This is a genomic window from Pseudomonas sp. SDO55104_S430 (assembly GCF_054070595.1).
Genome location: NZ_JBSVXG010000129.1, coordinates 1 through 17,451 on the forward strand (window position 1 = coordinate 1; position 17,451 = coordinate 17,451).

The following is a 17,451-nucleotide window of genomic DNA, read 5'->3' on the forward strand; positions in this document are numbered from 1 at the left end:
TACAGGTTTTGTGTGAACACCTGTAGGAGCGAGGCTTGCCCGCGAATGGCCGTTATGCGGTCTTAAGCCTTGCCACCACTGCGATCAATCGCAAACCCCGCCCAACTCTGACTCACCGGCATCAACTCCAGGGTGTTGATGTTGATGTGCGCCGGCGCGTTGAGAATCCAGAAGATGGTGTCGGCGATGTCCTGCGGCTGGATTGGCTCGGCGCCGGCATAGGTGGCGTTGTAACGCTCCTGGTCACCGCCGAAACGCACCAGCGAAAACTCGCTCTCGCACAGACCCGGGTCGATGTTGCTGACGCGCACGCCGGTGCCTTGCAGATCGCAGCGCAGGCTCAGGGAGAACTGCTGGACGAAGGCCTTGGTCCCGCCATACACATGGCTGCCCGGATACGGATAGCTCCCCGCGACCGAGCCGACGTTGACGATACCGGCACCACGACCGTGGCCGATCAGGCGCGGCAGCAGCAGACGCGTGGCGTACATCAGGCCCTTGATGTTGGTATCGACCATGGTGTCCCAGTCGTCCAGGTTGCACTTGGGCGCAGGGTCTGCGCCCAAGGCCAGGCCGGCATTGTTGATCAACCCGCGCAGCTTGGCGAAGCTCGGCGGCAGGTTGGCAACCGCCTCTTCCATCGCCTTACGGTCACGCACGTCCAGCACCAGACCATGCACTTCGGTCTGCTTCGACAGCTCGGCGCACAGCGCGTTGAGGCGTTCTTCACGACGGCCGGTCAGCACCAGTTTCCAGCCAGCCTCGGCAAAACGACGGGCACAGGCTTCACCAAAACCGGAAGTCGCGCCGGTAATAAACAGGGTGTTGGACATCGTGTTCTCCTTGCTTCGGCTGAGGAACAGCCATTGGAATGGACAATCAAGTGGAAGCATGCCCGGCCAAACCTTTACCGGCAACCACGTTCCCCACGGACCGCGCCTGTTCAAAAAACAACCAGCAGGCTGATCGATAGGCCCGCCGGGGCCTGCAGCCGATTACGCGCACGTTATCCACAAGCGAATCCACAGACTCTGGGGGCAAGTGGAAAAGCTGCAAGCCGCTATCCACAAGGCTTCGCGCGGGGTTTCAAAACTTTTTTGCTTGACCCCATCAGCCCGCCGTGTAGCCCGTGGCGACTCTCATGACCGGACGGTCAAGGCAGCGATGGCCGCGAGCCAGTAACTGCGGCCTTCAGCGCAGTCTTTCCAGAGTTTAATCACAGACTTATCCACAGGCTTACCCACACTTGTTGGCGGCATTTTCGCCCTCAAGAAAAGGGTTGACAAAGCCGACCTGAAGACCGCCAAAACAGACTGATCAATAAATAACCACATCGCTACAGGCCCCGGTTTTAAAGGCTTACAGCCGAATGCCACCATGTTATTCACAGCCCGCTCCACAGCAAACGGGGACAAGTCAAAAGCGTGACAAAACAGCAATTTGCAGCGGTTTTATGTCGCACTTCGGGAGCTGTGAAAATTTGTTTTCCACAATTGGCTTTACCTGAGGTCGCAGGTCCTGTAGGAGCAAGCACGCTCGCGAAAAACGCCAAGGCAACGCGGGAATCCAGCCAGCCCGCTTTATCGTTGACGACCATCGCGAGCAGGCTCGCTCCCACAGAGTTTTTGGGCATTCTCGCAGGGGCAAAAAAAACGCCCTGACGTTGTTGGCGTCAGGGCGTTTTTTGTACAGCGCTAAGGCTTAGTGCCCGCCAAGATAGGCGCTACGCACATCCTCGTTCACCAGCAGCTCCTTGCCGGTACCACTCATGCGAATCTCGCCGTTGACCATCACATAGGCCCGGTCCGACAGCCTCAGCGCATGGTTGGCGTTCTGCTCCACCAGGAAGATGGTCATGCCGGTCTTCGCCAGTTCCCGCAGGGTGGCGAAGATCTGTTTCACCACGATCGGCGCCAGGCCCAGGCTTGGCTCATCGAGCAGCAACAGCTTCGGCCGGCTCATCAGGGCGCGGGCGATGGCGAGCATTTGCTGCTCGCCGCCGGACATGGTCATCGCACGCTGAGTCCGCCGCTCTTCAAGCCGCGGGAACAGTTGGAACATGCGCTGCATGTCTTCCTTGGCGTACTTGTCACCGATCGGGATGGTGCCCATCAGCAGGTTTTCCTCGACGGTCATGTCGGGGAACACCCTCCGCCCTTCCGGCGACTGCGCGATGCCGTTGGAAGCAATGTAGTGCGACGACTTGTGGGTAATTTTCACGCCTTGATAGACGATCTCCCCGTCCGCCGCTCGTGGCTGGCCGAAGATCGACATCAGCAGGGTCGATTTGCCGGCGCCGTTGGAGCCGATCAGGCTGACGGTTTCCCCTTCGTTGATGTGCAGCGAGACTTTCTTCAGGGCCTGGATCGGCCCGTAGAACACATCCAGCTCCTTGAGTTCGAGGATGGGTTTGCTCATACCACTTCCTCTTCGTCGGCGCCCAAGTAGGCGGCAATCACTTTCGGATCGTTGCGGATGTCGTCGGGACCGCCCTCGGCGATGACGACGCCGTGGTCCAGCACCACGATGTGGTCGGAAATGCTCATTACCATGCCCATGTCGTGTTCGATCAGCACCACGGTCAGATCGTGCTCGTCGCGCAGCAGCCGGATCATCGCGCTCAGCGCTTCGGTTTCCTGAGGGTTGAGGCCGGCGGCCGGTTCGTCCAGGCAGATGATCTGCGGACGGGTACACATGGCCCGGGCGATTTCCAGGCGGCGCTGCTGACCGTAGGACAGTTCACCGGCCAGACGGTTGGCGCAGTCCACCAGGTCCACCACTTCCAGCCAGTAGAAGGCGTGGTCCAGCGCATCGCTTTCGGCCTTGCGATAGCCCTTGGTGTTGAGGATGCCCGCCAGCATGTTGCGGTTGACCCACATGTGCTGGGCCACCAGCAGGTTTTCCAGCACCGACATTTCCTTGAACAGGCGAATGTTCTGGAAAGTCCGCGCAAGACCCGCACGGTTGACCAGATGGGTGCCACCGAACGCCTTGTACCAGAGGCGACTGCCGAAGGATTTCGGCGAGACGAAGTCGGTCGGTTTGAACGATTCGCCCAACAGCTTGATGACGTTGGTCTGCTGGCCACGCAGGTTGAGTTCGATCTTGCCGCCGGAAGCCTTGTAGAAACCGGTCAGGCAGTTGAACACCGTGGTCTTGCCGGCGCCGTTGGGGCCGATCAGGGCGAAGATCGAGTTGCGCTTGACCTTCAGGCTGACGTCGTTCAGCGCCTTGATGCCGCCGAAGTGCATCATGAGTTTTTCGACGTTGAGTACGACTTCGCTCATGGCGCTACTCCTTTACGCGGCGTCACACCGGTACGGCTGATCCGAATCAGTCCGCGCGGTCGCCAGATCATCATCACTACCATCAGCATCCCGAACAGCAGGACGCGGTATTCGGCAAAGCCACGCAGCAGTTCCGGGGCCACGGTCAGCACGAACGCGGCGATCACCACGCCGATGGTCGAACCCATGCCGCCCAGTACCACGATGGCCAGGATCAGGGCCGATTCGAAGAAGGTGAACGAGGTCGGGTTGACGAAACCCTGATAGGTGGCGAAGAACACACCGGCCAGGCCCGCGGTCGATGCACCGATGGTGAACGCCGAGAGTTTGACCAGCACGTGGTTCAGGCCCATGGAGCGGCAGGCGATTTCATCTTCGCGCAGCGCTTCCCAGGCACGACCCACCGGCATCTTGACCAGACGGTGTTTGATGTACAGCACGGCCAGCACGACCAGGAACAACACCGCGTAGATGAAGTAGTACTTCACGTCGGGGTTGTAGGCGATGCCGAAGAACTCGTGGAATGGAACCCCGCCGTCTTTGGCGCGCTTGCCGAACTCCAGGCCGAAGAAGGTCGGCAGTGGCGCCGGCATGCCGTTCGGGCCGCCGGTCAGCGACAGCCAGTTGTTGAGCACCAGACGAATGATTTCACCGAAGCCCAGGGTCACAATCGCCAGGTAGTCGCCGTGCAGACGCAGCACCGGGAAACCGAGGATGCAACCGGCAAGGCCGGCGGTGATCGCCGCCAGTGGCAGCACGGTCCAGAACCCCAGCCCCAGGTATTGATAACCGAGCGCCAGGCCGTAGGCACCGATGGCGTAGAACGCCACATAACCCAGGTCGAGCAGACCGGCCAGGCCGACCACGATGTTCAACCCCAGGCCCAGCAGCACGTAGATCAGCCCGAGGATGACCACGCCCAGCAGGTAGGAGTTGGAGAAGAACGGCAGCACGATAGCGACGACGATCATCAGCGGGATGATCCAGCGCAGGCGTGATTTGTAATCCGGCGGCAGCACGTGCACGCCCGAGCCCGGGCTTTCGAAGCTCTGGAGGATTTTCTCGCCCTTGGCAGTCTGCAGGAACGTGCTCAGGGCGAAACGACCGGCCATGACGATGGCGACGATCCAGGCCACCCGTGAGGTTTCCATGTTGAAGCCGTAGCCGTCGAGCACGACGCCGACGATTGGCCCGAACACGATCAGGGCGATGAGGCCGGAAAGAATCGCATCAACCAGACTTTTTTTGAGATCAATGGTTTTTTTAGTGGTTGAAGACATCGCTTACACCTTCGACACAAGAGGACGGCCGAGCAGGCCTTGAGGCCGAAAGACCAGAACGAGAACCAGCAGCGAGAAGCTGAAGACGTCTTTGTAGTCCGAGTTGACGAGACCCGAGAACAGCGACTCGGAGATCCCCAGGATGATCCCGCCGAGCATGGCGCCAGGCAACGAGCCGATCCCGCCCAGTACCGCAGCAGTGAAGGCCTTGATGCCGATGACGAAGCCCGCGTAGAAGTCGAACGTGCCGTAGTTCATGGTGATCAGCACGCCGGCCAGGGCCGCCATCGCTGCACCGATGATGAACACGTAGGAAATCACCCGGTCGGTGTTGATCCCCAGGATCGAGGCCATCTTGCGGTCTTGCTGGGTCGCGCGGCACATGCGGCCGAGCTTGGTGTACTTGATGATGTAGGTCAGCGCCGCCATGCCGGCAAATGCTGCGACCAGGATGAAGATCTTGGTGTAGGTCAGCTGGACGAAGCCAGTGCCTATGTCGATACGCCATGCGCCGGTCAGAAGCGTTGGAACGCCCTGTTGGCGAGCGCCTTGAGAGATCTGTGCATAGTTTTGCAGGATCAGCGAGATACCGATGGCGCTGATCAGCGGTGCCAGGCGGGTAGAGTTACGCAGGGGTTTATAGGCGATGCGTTCGATGACCCAGCCGTAGACCCCGGTGACGACAATGGTGAACACCAGTGTGCCGAGCATCAGCAGAGGGAAGGATTCAATACCGAAGTAAGCCAGCAGTGCCAGACTGATTGCCGCGAGGTAAGCGGAAATCATGTAAACCTCGCCGTGGGCGAAGTTGATCATGCCAATGATGCCATAGACCATTGTGTAGCCGATGGCGATCAGGCCATAGACCGACCCGAGGGTCAGGCCGTTGACCAGTTGCTGCAGGAAAATACCATCCATAACGCAATCTCACGCATTTGAGAGACTGCACAGAAGCCGCCTGCGTCGGACCGGGGTTCAGCCGCCAGCGCAGCACGGTTGTGTGCAGCTCTACGAGAAAAGACAGGTACTGCACGGACATGTTCGTTGAACACCCGGCGCACAAGGCGCCGGGCGGTTCAGCAGGTCATGTCACTTCTGCTTGTCCAGCTGATGGTATTTGCCGTTTGCGTCCCACTCGTAAACCACGTAGTCGGAGACTTTCAGGTCACCCTTGTTGTCCCAGGTCTTCTCGCCCATGACGGTCTTGACCGGGTTCTTCTTCAGCCATGCGGCAGCGTCTTCGCCCTTGTTGGACTTGGCGCCGTTGAAAGCTGCAGCCAGGGTTTGCACCGAAGCGTAGGCGTACAGGGTGTAGCCTTCAGGCTCGGTACCGGCTTTGCGGAAGGCTTCTACCACGGCCTTGCTGTCTGGCAGCAGGCGAGGGTCGGCGCCGAAGGTCATCAGTACACCGTTGGTGTACTGCGGGCCGCCAGCGGTGGTCACCAGTTCGTCGGTCACGATGCCGTCGTCGGACATGAACTTCACGTCTTTCAGGCCTTCGGTACGCAGTTGTTTAACCAGTGGACCAGCCTCTGGGTGCAGGCCACCGAAGTAGACCACGTCGGCGCCAGCGGCACGGATCTTGGTCACGACGGCACTGAAGTCTTTCTCGCCGCGAGTCAGGCCTTCGTAAAGAACCGGCTTCACGCCGCGTTTTTCCAGCTGTGCCTTGGTGGCGTCAGCCAGGCCCTGGCCGTAGGTGTCCTTGTCGTGCAGCACGACGACTTTCTTGCCCTTGAGCACGTCGACAATGTAGTCGCCGGCCACGATGCCTTGCTGGTCGTCACGTCCGCACATACGGAACATGGCGCTCAGGCCGCGCTCGGTAACCTGTGGGTTGGTGGAGCCAGGAGTGATGGCGATGATGCCCGCTTCGTCGTAGATCTCGGAGGCCGGGATGGTCGACGAGGAGCAGAAGTGACCGACAACGCCGGCAACTTTCTGGTTGGTCAGGTCTTTTGCGACCGTCACAGCCTGTTTCGGTTCGCAGGCGTCATCGCCCTTGACCAGTACGATTTTTTCCCCGTTCACGCCGCCCGCCGCGTTGACCGCATCGGCCGCCGCCTGTGCACCCTTCATGTACTGCTCGCCAAATGCCGCGTTGGCGCCCGTCATTGGACCTGCTACGCCGATCTTGATGTCAGCCTGAGCAAACGCAGAAACACCCAACGCAGTAGCCACTGCGAGGGCCAAAAAGCCTTTTTTGTAAAACGTCTGGGACATGAGGTGGTGCTCCAAGGTTTTTTTTTAATTGGCACTGCGACTTCACTGAATGCTCAGAGCAAGGGCCGTGCCATCGGTTTTTTATTCTTCAAAAAGTCGCTGCATTATTGTTTTTTCGACTGTTTCGGTCCCATTTTCATTGGGCGTGCAACCGTCTAAACCGCGGAAGGTGAAACCATTTATTTTTCGAGGCGCAACCCTAGCGCGCCATCATTGCAACCGCGGCACTAAACGACGTGCAACCAGCCTGTAACAACGCGCGTCACCGAACTGCACACTACCAGTGCGCAACTGCTACAACGCGCACCACTACAGGCTAGTCGCTGCGCCGAAAAGCGCCGCTTTCAACAACGAATTTCGATCGTCAGATGACGATCCGCAAGCACTGGCCCGCGTGATACAGCGAGAAACCGGCCTCGTACAGACAACTGCGCAACCCTGCTCCCGTCAGGGGCTGCATCGGTGCGAAGGGAATCGGTAGCGCTTGAGGATTTTTGTTACACAAATAGTCGGCGAACGCTTTACCAACCACCGTCCCGGTGGTCACTCCTCGGCCGTTATAGCCGGTAACTGCCACTATGCCCGGCGCCGGTTCGAACAGGCGCATCAGGTGATCAGGAGTGAAGGCGATGCGCCCCGTCCAGGTGCATTCCCACTCCACTGGCTTCAGGTACGGGAAGTAATGCTGCTGGACGCGGTCGGCCCAGGCTTTGAGGAACCAGGCCGGTTTCTGATTGCCGTTGCCCAGGCTGCCGAGCAACAAACGGCCGTCTTTGTCACGACGAATGCTGCTGAGCACCTGACGGGTGTCCCAGGAGCCCTGGCCACCGGGCAGGATTTGTTGCGCGGCTTCTTCGGTCAGCGGCACCGAGGCCACTTGATAGTAATAACCGGGGAAGAAATTGCGCTTGAGTTCAGTCCAGTCGCCTTCGGTGTAGGCGTTGGAGGCGATCACTACCTGCTCGGCCAGTACCGAACCGTGCTCGGTCTGGACCGACCAGCGCTGGCCCTGGCGTTCGAGGCGGGTTACCGGGGAATGGTCGTATACCTGAGCGCCCAGGTTTGCAGCGGCTTTGGCCAGCCCGGTTACGTAACCCATCGGGTTGAGGGTGCCGGCCCGGCGATCGAGCAACGCGGCGGCAATTTTCTTTGTACCCGTGGCTTGTTCGCAGGCTTGACCGGTGAGCAGTTCCACCGGCGCACCACGACGCTTCCATTGTTCTTCACGACTGCGCAGATCGGCTTCGCCACGGGCGTTGTGCGCCATGTGCAGCGTGCCTTCGCGGCGCAACTGGCAATCGATGTCGTATTTGTCGACCAGGCTGAATACCAGCGCCGGCGCCGCACCCAGCATGCTATTGAGCTGGCTGCCGACCGCCTTGCCAAACCCGGCTTCGATCTCGTCCGGCGGAATCCACATGCCGGCGTTGACCAGGCCGACGTTGCGCCCCGAGCCGCCATGCCCGGCGCGATGGGCTTCCAGCACACAGACCGTCTTGCCCTGTTCCCGCAAATGCACCGCCGCCGACAGCCCGGTAAAACCGGCGCCGATGACGCAGACGTCGACCGTCAGCTCCCCCTTGAGCGCCGCATTGTCGGGCCTTTGCGGCGTCAGTTTTTCCCACAGACACTCTTCGCGTAACGGCATTGCCAGACTCCAGCAGAAACCTAACAAACACATCTATTCAATGTGGGAGGGGTCTTGTTCGCGAAGGCGTCAGCACATCCAAAATCAATGTGACTGATAAAACGCTTTCGCGAGCAAGCCCGCTCCCACAGGGATCATTGCCCGACTCGAGTATTAGTCGAAGGTGATGCCCTGCGCCAACGGCAATTCAAGCGAGTAGTTCACGGTGTTGGTCTGACGGCGCATGTACGCGCGCCATGCGTCGGAGCCGGATTCGCGACCGCCGCCGGTTTCTTTCTCGCCACCGAACGCGCCGCCGATTTCCGCGCCGCTCGGGCCGATGTTCACGTTGGCGATGCCGCAGTCGCTGCCCACGTCAGACATGAATTGCTCGGCTTCACGCACGTCGGTGGTGAAGATGCACGAGGACAGGCCTTGCGGCACGGCGTTGTTCAAGCGCAGCGCTTCGTTGAAATCGCTGTAGCCGACCACGTACAGGATCGGCGCGAAGGTTTCGTGGCAGACCACATCGCTTTGCTCCGGCATCTCGACGATGGCTGGCGCGACGTAGTAGGCGTTCGGGAACTTGTCTTCCAGCTGACGCTTGCCGCCGAACACCCGGCCGCCTTCGCTCAGGGCACGCTCCAGGGCGTCCTGCATGTTGTCGAAACTTTGCTGGTCGATCAGCGGGCCGATCAGGTTGCCTTCCAGCGGATGGCCGATGCGCACCTTGGAATAGGCGGCCTTGAGGCGGGTGACGATCTCTTCCTTCACCGATTCGTGGGCGATCAGGCGACGCAGGGTGGTGCAACGCTGGCCGGCGGTGCCAACGGCGCTGAACAGGATCGCGCGAACGGCCATGTCCAGGTCGGCGCTCGGGCCGAGGATCATTGCGTTGTTGCCGCCCAGTTCCAGAATGCTGCGGGCGAAGCGTGCGGCGATTTTCGGCGCCACTTCACGGCCCATGCGGGTGCTGCCGGTAGCGCTGACCAGGGCGACACGCGGGTCATCGACCAGGGCTTCGCCGGCATCGCGACCACCAATAATCACCTGGCTCAGGTACGGCGGTGCATCGCTGAAGTTCTTCAGTACGCGATCGAACAGCGCTTGGCAGGCCAGTGCGGTCAGCGGGGTTTTCTCCGACGGCTTCCAGACCACCGGGTTGCCGCAGACCAGCGCCAGCGTTGCGTTCCAGGCCCACACCGCAACCGGGAAGTTAAAGGCGCTGATCACACCGACAACGCCCAGCGGATGCCAGGTTTCACGCATGTGGTGGCCAGGACGTTCGGAGGCGATGGTCAAACCGTACAGCTGACGGGACAGACCGACCGCGAAGTCGCAGATGTCGATCATTTCCTGCACTTCACCCAGGCCTTCCTGAGTGATCTTGCCGGCTTCCCAGGACACCAGCTCGCCGAGGTCGGCCTTGTACTCACGCAAAATGTCACCCAGTTGACGCACCAGCTCGCCACGACGGGGCGCCGGAACCTTGCGCCACAGTTCGAACGCATGATCTGCGCGACTGATGTGCTGCTCGACTTCAGCGGCGCCTTCCCAGTTCACGGCGGCGATGCGGCTGCCGTCGATGGGCGAATGCACGGGCACTTTGCCGTTCTGGTACAGGGCCGGGTTCACGCCAAGACGATCAAGCAATGCGGCAACCATGGGTTACTCCTCAAGCAAAAAACGGTACGGGTGCAGCCGCGCATTCGCGACTGATCAGACCTGTAGTTTTAGCGCTCCCGAGGTTACTCAACAAACGACCATTAAGAGAGATATCATTCCGTTTATTCATGCTGTGCATTGCAGGCAATAAAGAGACAAGAACAAAGGACCGCCCATGCTGAACAAACGCTATTTGCCATCGATCGCTGCGCTGCAGTGTTTCGAAGCCGTGACCCGGCACCTGAGCTTCACCCGGGCCGCCGAAGAGCTGAACCTGACGCAGAGCGCCGTCAGCAAGCAGGTCGCGCAGCTGGAAGAGTTGTTGCAGCACTTGTTGTTCCGCCGGGTGCGTCGTCGCCTGCAAATGACCCCGGCCGGGGACCTGTACCTGGTGGAAGTAAGAAAAATCCTCACCCAGGTCGAGATGTCGACTCATTACCTGCGTTCCTACGGCGGCGAGACTGAAGTCCTGCGGGTTTCCACGCCGCCGACCTTCGGCGCGCGCTGGCTGGTGCCACGCCTCAAGGGCTGGCGCCTGCGTCATCCCTCGATTCATCTGGATCTATGCAGCGAGCAGGAAGCGGACGACTTGCTGCAAGGACGCAGCGATTTGGCGTTCTACTTCGGCCAGGGCTCACGGCCGGGCACCGAATGCCTGAAGCTGTTCAGCGAGGAACTGGTGCCGGTTTGCGCCCCGAGCAGTCTGCCCGCCGAGCCCTTCACCGATCCGACACAACTCGCCGACCTGGTTCTTTTGCAAAACGCCTCCCGTCCCCAGGCCTGGCATGACTGGTTCGACAATCAGGGCTACCACACCGAACACAGCTACCACGGCCCGCGCTTCGAAACCTTCTATATGTGCATCCGCGCCGCGCAGGTCGGCTGCGGCGTGGCGCTGCTGCCTCGATTCCTGGTGGAAGAGGAACTGGCCGAAGGCAAGCTGGTCATTCCATGGAAGCATGCAATGCCCAGCACCGACGCCTATTACCTCGCCTACCCGGAGCATTCGGCGGAAGTGCCGAAGGTGCGGGATTTCGTGAAGTGGATGCTGGAGCAGGTGGACACGCCTCAAACTTGACCGCGCCACCGTAACCTGTGGGAGCGGGCTTGCTCGCGAAGAGGCCGGCACATTCAATATCAATGTCGGCTGGAATGACGCCTTCGCGAGCAAGTCGAATCGTCGCACCGCCGCTCCCACAAAGGATCTCAACCAATCTGAAAAATTGCTGGCATTCCCCGGCACCGATATGCGCCACTATCGCTATTCAATGTGGAGACCCCCTTTATGAGCGAGAGTGTGTTTGCCGATCGCATCGTGCAGAACCTGCTCGACACCGACTTTTACAAGCTGACGATGATGCAGGCGGTGCTGCACAACTACCCCAACGTTGAAGTCGAATGGGAGTTTCGTTGCCGTAACAGCGAGGATTTGCGTCCGTATCTTCAGGAAATCCGCCTGCAGATCGAGCGTCTGGCCGAGTTGAGCCTGAGCGCCGATCAGTTGAGCTTCCTCGAGCGCATCACCTTCCTCAAGCCGGACTTCCTGCGCTTTCTCGGCCTGTTCCGCTTCAACCTGCGCTACATCCACACCGGCATCGAAAACGGCGAGCTGTTCATCCGCCTGCGTGGCCCGTGGCTGCATGTGATTCTGTTCGAAGTGCCGATCCTGGCCATGGTCAGCGAAGTGCGTAACCGTTATCGCCACAGCGATATCGTCCTGGAACAGGCGCGCGAGCAGCTGTATCGCAAGTTCGACTGGCTGAGCGCCAACGCCAGCGCCGACGAGCTTTCCGAACTGCAGGTCGCCGATTTCGGTACCCGCCGTCGTTTCTCGTACCGCGTGCAGGAAGAAGTGGTGAGCGTGCTCAAGCACGATTTCCCCGGTCGCTTCGTAGGCACCAGCAACGTGCACCTGTCCCGGGAGCTGGACATGAAACCCTTGGGCACCATGGCCCACGAGTGGATCATGGCCCATCAGCAACTGGGGCCGCGGTTGATCGACAGCCAGATTGCCGCCCTCGATTGCTGGGTCCGCGAGTACCGCGGCCTGCTGGGGATCGCCCTGACCGACTGCATCACCAGCGATGCGTTCCTCGGCGATTTCGACCTGTTTTTCGCCAAGCTCTTCGACGGCTTGCGTCACGACTCCGGCGATCCGGTGCTGTGGGCGGAAAAGGCCATCGCGCACTATCACAAGCTGGGCATCGACCCGATGAGCAAGACCCTGACCTTCTCCGACAGCCTGACGCTGCCAAAGGCCCTGGATATATTCCGCGCGCTACGGGGTCGGATCAATGTCAGCTTCGGTATCGGCACCAACCTGACGTGCGATATTCCGGGTGTCGAACCGATGAGCATCGTGCTTAAAATGACCGCCTGCAACGGTGCGCCCGTGGCGAAGATCTCCGACGAGCCCGGCAAGACCCACTGCAAAGACCCGAATTTCGTCGCCTATTTGCGACACGTTTTCCAAGTACCTGCCCCCTTTTCCGGCACATCCGGCCCATCTAGCAAGGAGTGAATTCATGCAAGCCGTACAGCGTGAGATTGCTGAGCAGCTCAAGGTTCAACCGCCGTTCGCCGACGAGGCCGCCCTGGAGGCGGAAGTCGCCCGACGCATTACCTTCATTCAGGACTGCCTGATCAACTCCGGGCTCAAGACCCTGGTGCTGGGCATCAGCGGCGGTGTCGATTCCCTGACCGCAGGCCTTTTGGCCCAGCGCGCCATGCGCGAACTGCGTCAACGCACGGGCGACGGCAGCTACAAGTTCATCGCCGTGCGCCTGCCGTACGAAACCCAGTTCGATGAACACGACGCCCAGGCTTCGGTGGATTTCATCAAGCCCGATGAGCGCCACACCGTGAACATCGGTCCGTCGGTCAAGGCTCTGGCCAATGAAGTCGCGGCATTCGAAGGCAAGCACGCGGTCTCGGTGGATTTCGTACTCGGCAACACCAAAGCGCGCATGCGCATGGTCGCCCAGTACACCATCGCCGGCGCGACCCAGGGTCTGGTGATCGGCACCGACCACGCGGCGGAAGCGGTGATGGGTTTCTTCACCAAGTTCGGTGACGGCGCCTGCGACCTGGCACCGCTCAGCGGCCTGGTGAAGAACCAGGTCCGGGCGATTGCCCGCAGCTTCGGTGCGCCGGAATCGCTGGTGGAAAAAGTCCCGACCGCCGACCTGGAAGACCTGTCGCCCGGCAAACCGGACGAAGCCTCCCACGGCGTGACCTACGCCGAGATCGACGCTTTCCTGCACGGCAACCCGGTGCGCGAGGAAGCGTTCAAGATCATTTGCGATACGTACAGAAAGACCCAGCACAAGCGCGTGATGCCGTTTGCGCCGTGATGCCCCCGCAAAAACAAAAAAAGCGCCTGTGAAGGCGCTTTTTTTATGAAGGCAATTCGATCACTTCAGCGTGACAGTGCCTTTCATCATCGAGATATGGCCCGGGAACGAGCAGAAGAAGCCATATTTCTCGTTGGCATCGAGTTTGGACACATCGAAGGTCACCGAGTCGGTTTCCTTGGCGCCGATGATCTTGGTGTGCGCGATGACGCGGGCATCGCCTTCTTTCAGGTAGTCCTTGTCGATACCGGCGCCCAGGCCATCAGTGGCGATCGGCTGCATGTCGGCTTCTTTGCTCAACACCCAGTTATGGCCCATGACGTTCTTCGGCAAGCTGCCGGAGTGGGTCAGTTCGACGGTGAAGGTTTTGCAGCTCTTGTCGATTTCAATGGCCTTCGTGTTGAAGGACATCTGGTCTGTGGAGTCGACGGTGACTTTGCACTCCGCAGCCATCAATTGGCTGCTGGCCAGTGTCAACAGGGATACCGCAACGAGTTTGGCAAACATGGTGAATCTCCAAGGCAGGGTTATCGGAAATGCGAATGGACAGAAGACTGCCTGAAAACTTCGCAAGTTCATATGACCTGAGTCAAAAATTGTATACAACTTTTGGGCTATGGCCCCCATCGAGACAATCTACCAGCCAGGCGTCTGCCCCGGGCCTATGATCGAACCATCATCACCGCCAGGAGTTTTCGACATGTCCCTCAATAGCCTGTTGTGCAGTTTGCTCGCCGCCTACGCCTGTGGCGCCAGCGGCACCTATGAAACGCCCAAGCGGGAAGTTTAGTCCTTGGAGCGCGATACGCATGCCTTTACTCTGTGGCCCTGATCGACCCTGGAGTAAGGCATGTCTTTAGCATCTGTCTGTGTATTTTGCGGTGCCAGCACCGGCACCAATCCGGCTTACCGTGAAGCAGCCGTGGCCCTGGGCCGCGCGTTGGCCGAACGCAAATTGACTCTGGTCTATGGCGGTGGCGCCGTGGGCCTGATGGGCATTGTGGCGGACGCCGCGCTGGCGGCTGGTGGCGAAGTGATCGGCATCATTCCGCAAAGCCTCAAGGACAAGGAAATCGGCCACAGTGGCCTGACCCGCCTGGAAGTGGTCGACGGCATGCACGCGCGCAAGGCGCGGATGGCCGAACTCAGCGACGCCTTCATCGCCCTGCCGGGTGGCCTGGGTACGCTGGAGGAATTATTCGAAGTCTGGACCTGGGGCCAGTTGGGATACCACGGGAAGCCGCTGGGCCTGCTGGAAGTAAACGGTTTCTACAGCAAACTCACCGGGTTTCTCGATCACATCGTCGAAGAAGGATTCGTGCGCGGCGCGCATCGCGACATGCTGCAGGTGAGCGAATCGCCGCAGACGCTGCTGGATTCGCTGGAGAACTGGCGCCCGAGCGTGGCGCCGAAGTGGGTCGAGCAAAAGCCCGACTAACGATTCACCACCCTCCCATGTAGGAGCCGAGCTTGCTCGCGATGGTGGTCAACGATGACGCGGGATGCCTGATACCCCGCGTTATCGTTTACGTCCATCGCGAGCATGCTCGCTCCTACAGATGGGGACGGCGTCCCGGGAGGTTTAGCGCGGCACCACCGGCTTGCGCCCGGCCTTCTGCCCTTTACCGCCCTTGGCCGCTTCCTTGCGCTCCTTGGCCGCCTGCTGGTTGCGGGCGAACGCCGCCGCCTTGGCCTGTTCGCGCTTGTCCCACGGGTTGCCGCCGTCGCTGGCGCGCGGTGGCAGGCCGGTGTGCTGGGTCAGGATCTTGGTGGTTTTTTCACCGGAAACCTTATGGCTGCCAGCCGGCGTCGAGTTCTTGCGACGGGCGCTCTGGTAGCTGTCGGTGGACGGCTGGTGCAGCGGGATCAGCTGGTTCTTGCCCGGTCCGATCAGGTCGCTGCGACCCATGCGAGTCAAGGCTTCACGCAGCATCGGCCAGCCTTTCGGATCGTGATAACGCAGGAACGCCTTGTGCAGGCGGCGCTGCTCTTCGCTCTTGACGATGGTCACCGGGTCGCTCTTGTAGGTGACCTTGCGCAGCGGGTTCTTGCCCGAGTGGTACATCGCGGTGGCGCTGGCCATCGGCGACGGATAGAACGCCTGCACCTGGTCGGCACGGAAACCGTTGCCCTTGAGCCACAGCGCCAGGTTCATCATGTCTTCGTCGGTGGTGCCAGGGTGCGCCGCGATGAAGTACGGAATCAGGTACTGCTCTTTGCCCGCTTCCTTCGAGAACTTCTCGAACATGCGCTTGAACCGGTCATAGGTACCAATGCCCGGTTTCATCATCTGGTTGAGCGGACCTTCCTCGGTGTGTTCCGGGGCGATCTTCAGGTAACCACCGACGTGGTGGGTCACCAGCTCTTTCACGTATTCCGGCGACTCGACCGCGAGGTCGTAACGCAGGCCGGACGCGATCAGGATCTTCTTCACACCCGGCAACGCGCGGGCGCTGCGATACAACTGGATCAGCGAGGAGTGATCGGTGTTCAGGTTCGGGCAGATGCCAGGGAACACGCACGACGGCTTGCGGCACGCGGATTCGATTTCCGGGCTCTTGCAGGCGATGCGGTACATGTTCGCGGTCGGGCCGCCGAGGTCGGAAATCACACCGGTAAAACCCGGGACCTTGTCGCGAATTTCTTCGATTTCGCGAATGATCGACTCTTCGGAACGGTTCTGGATGATCCGCCCTTCGTGCTCGGTGATGGAGCAGAAGGTGCAGCCACCGAAGCAGCCACGCATGATGTTCACGGAGAAGCGGATCATGTCGTAGGCAGGGATTTTTTCCTTGCCATACGCAGGATGCGGAATACGCGCGTAAGGCATGCCGAACACGTAGTCCATTTCTTCGGTGGTCATCGGAATGGGCGGCGGGTTGAACCAGACGTCTACCTCACCGTGCTTCTGCACCAGCGCACGGGCGTTGCCCGGGTTGGTTTCCAGGTGCAGCACGCGGTTGGCGTGGGCGTAGAGAACAGGGTCGTTGCGAACCTTTTCTACCGACGGCAGACGGATCACGGTCTTGTCGCGGGTCATCTTCGGGCTTGCCAGGATCTGTACGACCTTGGCTTCCTGCGGATCTTCAACCGGCCCCTTTTCCTGCTCGATGGCGCAGGCCTGGGTGTCCTGGGTGTTCACGTACGGGTTGATGATCTTGTCGATCTTGCCCGGACGGTCGATTCGCGTGGAATCGACTTCGTACCAGTCTTTCGGCGTGTCGCGACGGATGAACGCGGTGCCGCGCACATCGGTGATGTCTTCGACTTTCTGACCATAGGACAAACGCTGGGCGACTTCGACGATCGCGCGCTCGGCGTTGCCGTAGAGCAGGATGTCGGCGCTGGCGTCGATCAGGATCGAGTTGCGCACCCGGTCCTGCCAGTAATCGTAATGGGCAATGCGGCGCAGGGAGGCTTCGATGCCGCCAAGCACGATCGGCACGTGCTTGTAGGCTTCCTTGCAGCGCTGGCTGTAGACCAGGCTCGCGCGGTCCGGACGCTTGCCGGCCATGCCGCCTGGCGTGTAAGCGTCATCGGAACGGATTTTCTTGTCGGCGGTGTAGCGGTTGATCATCGAGTCCATGTTGCCGGCCGCGACGCCGAAAAACAGGTTCGGCTCGCCCAGCTTCATGAAGTCGTCTTTGGACTGCCAGTCAGGCTGGGCGATGATCCCGACGCGGAAGCCCTGGGCCTCCAGCAGACGGCCGATGATCGCCATGCCGAACGACGGGTGATCGACGTAGGCATCACCGGTGACGATGATGATGTCGCAGGAATCCCAGCCAAGCTGATCCATCTCCTCCCTGCTCATCGGCAGGAATGGCGCTGGCCCGAAACATTCGGCCCAGTACTTTGGATAGTCAAATAACGGCTTGGCTGCTTGCATGTCGATAACCGGTGTTGGCTTTCATTGAATTTCGCGGGCGCGGAATATAGCACAAATTTTGATCAATTCCGACGGCTGTGGTCGGAAATTGCGGTGACCCATTCGCGGGCAAGCCTCGCTCCTACAG

At 60.2% G+C, this 17,451-nt stretch carries 14 protein-coding genes; 4 read left to right on the top strand and 10 right to left on the bottom strand.

What is annotated here, in order from left to right:
* Positions 1-62: 62 nt before the first annotated feature.
* From ACW9JE_RS20385 to amaB, 8 genes are all read right to left on the bottom strand, one after another.
* Positions 63-833 (bottom strand): SDR family oxidoreductase, encoded by a 771-nt coding sequence (locus ACW9JE_RS20385; protein ID WP_224540146.1) that lies wholly within the window; start codon positions 831-833, stop codon positions 63-65.
* An 868-nt stretch (positions 834-1,701) separates the two neighbouring features.
* Complete coding sequence (locus tag ACW9JE_RS20390; protein WP_457433755.1) at positions 1,702-2,418, bottom strand: ABC transporter ATP-binding protein; 717 nt, start codon at positions 2,416-2,418, stop codon at positions 1,702-1,704.
* Positions 2,415-3,287, bottom strand: a complete 873-nt coding sequence (locus tag ACW9JE_RS20395; protein ID WP_175375475.1) for an ABC transporter ATP-binding protein — start codon at positions 3,285-3,287, stop codon at positions 2,415-2,417. The genes ACW9JE_RS20390 and ACW9JE_RS20395 overlap by 4 nt, the downstream gene beginning before the upstream one ends.
* A complete protein-coding gene (gene livM, locus ACW9JE_RS20400) occupies positions 3,284-4,567 on the bottom strand; it encodes a high-affinity branched-chain amino acid ABC transporter permease LivM (RefSeq protein ID WP_457433756.1) in 1,284 nt (427 codons plus the stop codon). The genes ACW9JE_RS20395 and livM overlap by 4 nt, the downstream gene beginning before the upstream one ends.
* Before the next feature lie 3 nt (positions 4,568-4,570).
* Positions 4,571-5,485, bottom strand: coding sequence for an ABC transporter permease subunit (locus ACW9JE_RS20405; RefSeq protein WP_224540141.1), 915 nt, complete (start codon positions 5,483-5,485; stop codon positions 4,571-4,573).
* 171 nt (positions 5,486-5,656) lie between these two features.
* Positions 5,657-6,790 (bottom strand): ABC transporter substrate-binding protein, encoded by a 1,134-nt coding sequence (locus tag ACW9JE_RS20410; protein WP_224540139.1) that lies wholly within the window; start codon positions 6,788-6,790, stop codon positions 5,657-5,659.
* Positions 6,791-7,154: 364 nt separating this feature from the next.
* Positions 7,155-8,438 carry an L-pipecolate oxidase gene (gene amaA, locus ACW9JE_RS20415; RefSeq protein ID WP_224540137.1) on the bottom strand — a complete coding sequence of 428 codons (1,284 nt, stop codon included), beginning with the start codon at positions 8,436-8,438 and terminating at the stop codon, positions 7,155-7,157.
* A 153-nt stretch (positions 8,439-8,591) separates the two neighbouring features.
* The gene (gene amaB, locus ACW9JE_RS20420; RefSeq protein WP_224540135.1) at positions 8,592-10,082 is read right to left on the bottom strand and encodes an L-piperidine-6-carboxylate dehydrogenase; all 1,491 of its coding nucleotides are present in this window, start codon (positions 10,080-10,082) and stop codon (positions 8,592-8,594) included.
* Positions 10,083-10,257: 175 nt separating this feature from the next.
* Between amaB and ACW9JE_RS20425 the strand changes: the two genes are divergently transcribed.
* The 3 genes from ACW9JE_RS20425 to nadE all read left to right on the top strand — a co-directional run bounded on the left by ACW9JE_RS20425 (position 10,258) and on the right by nadE (position 13,435).
* Entirely contained in the window at positions 10,258-11,160 is a 903-nt protein-coding gene (locus ACW9JE_RS20425; protein ID WP_457433757.1) for a LysR family transcriptional regulator, read from the top strand.
* Positions 11,161-11,367: 207 nt separating this feature from the next.
* Positions 11,368-12,603 (top strand): nicotinate phosphoribosyltransferase, encoded by a 1,236-nt coding sequence (pncB, locus tag ACW9JE_RS20430; RefSeq protein ID WP_224540131.1) that lies wholly within the window; start codon positions 11,368-11,370, stop codon positions 12,601-12,603.
* A 4-nt stretch (positions 12,604-12,607) separates the two neighbouring features.
* Positions 12,608-13,435, top strand: a complete 828-nt coding sequence (gene nadE / locus ACW9JE_RS20435) for an ammonia-dependent NAD(+) synthetase (protein WP_224540129.1) — start codon at positions 12,608-12,610, stop codon at positions 13,433-13,435.
* Positions 13,436-13,495: 60 nt separating this feature from the next.
* On the opposite strand, the gene azu is transcribed toward nadE, so the two are convergent.
* Entirely contained in the window at positions 13,496-13,942 is a 447-nt protein-coding gene (gene azu / locus ACW9JE_RS20440) for an azurin (protein ID WP_224540127.1), read from the bottom strand.
* 343 nt (positions 13,943-14,285) lie between these two features.
* On the opposite strand from azu, the gene ACW9JE_RS20445 reads away from it, so the two are divergent.
* The gene (locus tag ACW9JE_RS20445) at positions 14,286-14,873 is read left to right on the top strand and encodes an LOG family protein (protein ID WP_224540125.1); all 588 of its coding nucleotides are present in this window, start codon (positions 14,286-14,288) and stop codon (positions 14,871-14,873) included.
* A gap of 144 nt (positions 14,874-15,017) precedes the next feature.
* Here the strand turns inward: ACW9JE_RS20445 and ACW9JE_RS20450 are convergent, their stop codons facing one another.
* On the bottom strand, positions 15,018-17,324 hold the full coding sequence (locus tag ACW9JE_RS20450) for a YgiQ family radical SAM protein (protein ID WP_457433758.1): 2,307 nt from the start codon (positions 17,322-17,324) through the stop codon (positions 15,018-15,020).
* Positions 17,325-17,451 lie beyond the last annotated feature (127 nt).

Coding starts and splice junctions, on each gene's coding strand:
- azu (WP_224540127.1), bottom strand. CDS start 13,942: ATGTTTGCCAAACTCGTTGCGGTATCCCTGTTGACACTGGCCAGCAGC.
- ACW9JE_RS20405 (WP_224540141.1), bottom strand. CDS start 5,485: ATGGATGGTATTTTCCTGCAGCAACTGGTCAACGGCCTGACCCTCGGG.
- pncB (WP_224540131.1), top strand. CDS start 11,368: ATGAGCGAGAGTGTGTTTGCCGATCGCATCGTGCAGAACCTGCTCGAC.
- ACW9JE_RS20410 (WP_224540139.1), bottom strand. CDS start 6,790: ATGTCCCAGACGTTTTACAAAAAAGGCTTTTTGGCCCTCGCAGTGGCT.
- ACW9JE_RS20425 (WP_457433757.1), top strand. CDS start 10,258: ATGCTGAACAAACGCTATTTGCCATCGATCGCTGCGCTGCAGTGTTTC.
- amaA (WP_224540137.1), bottom strand. CDS start 8,438: ATGCCGTTACGCGAAGAGTGTCTGTGGGAAAAACTGACGCCGCAAAGG.
- nadE (WP_224540129.1), top strand. CDS start 12,608: ATGCAAGCCGTACAGCGTGAGATTGCTGAGCAGCTCAAGGTTCAACCG.
- amaB (WP_224540135.1), bottom strand. CDS start 10,082: ATGGTTGCCGCATTGCTTGATCGTCTTGGCGTGAACCCGGCCCTGTAC.
- ACW9JE_RS20395 (WP_175375475.1), bottom strand. CDS start 3,287: ATGAGCGAAGTCGTACTCAACGTCGAAAAACTCATGATGCACTTCGGC.
- ACW9JE_RS20450 (WP_457433758.1), bottom strand. CDS start 17,324: ATGCAAGCAGCCAAGCCGTTATTTGACTATCCAAAGTACTGGGCCGAA.
- ACW9JE_RS20390 (WP_457433755.1), bottom strand. CDS start 2,418: ATGAGCAAACCCATCCTCGAACTCAAGGAGCTGGATGTGTTCTACGGG.
- ACW9JE_RS20445 (WP_224540125.1), top strand. CDS start 14,286: ATGTCTTTAGCATCTGTCTGTGTATTTTGCGGTGCCAGCACCGGCACC.
- livM (WP_457433756.1), bottom strand. CDS start 4,567: ATGTCTTCAACCACTAAAAAAACCATTGATCTCAAAAAAAGTCTGGTT.
- ACW9JE_RS20385 (WP_224540146.1), bottom strand. CDS start 833: ATGTCCAACACCCTGTTTATTACCGGCGCGACTTCCGGTTTTGGTGAA.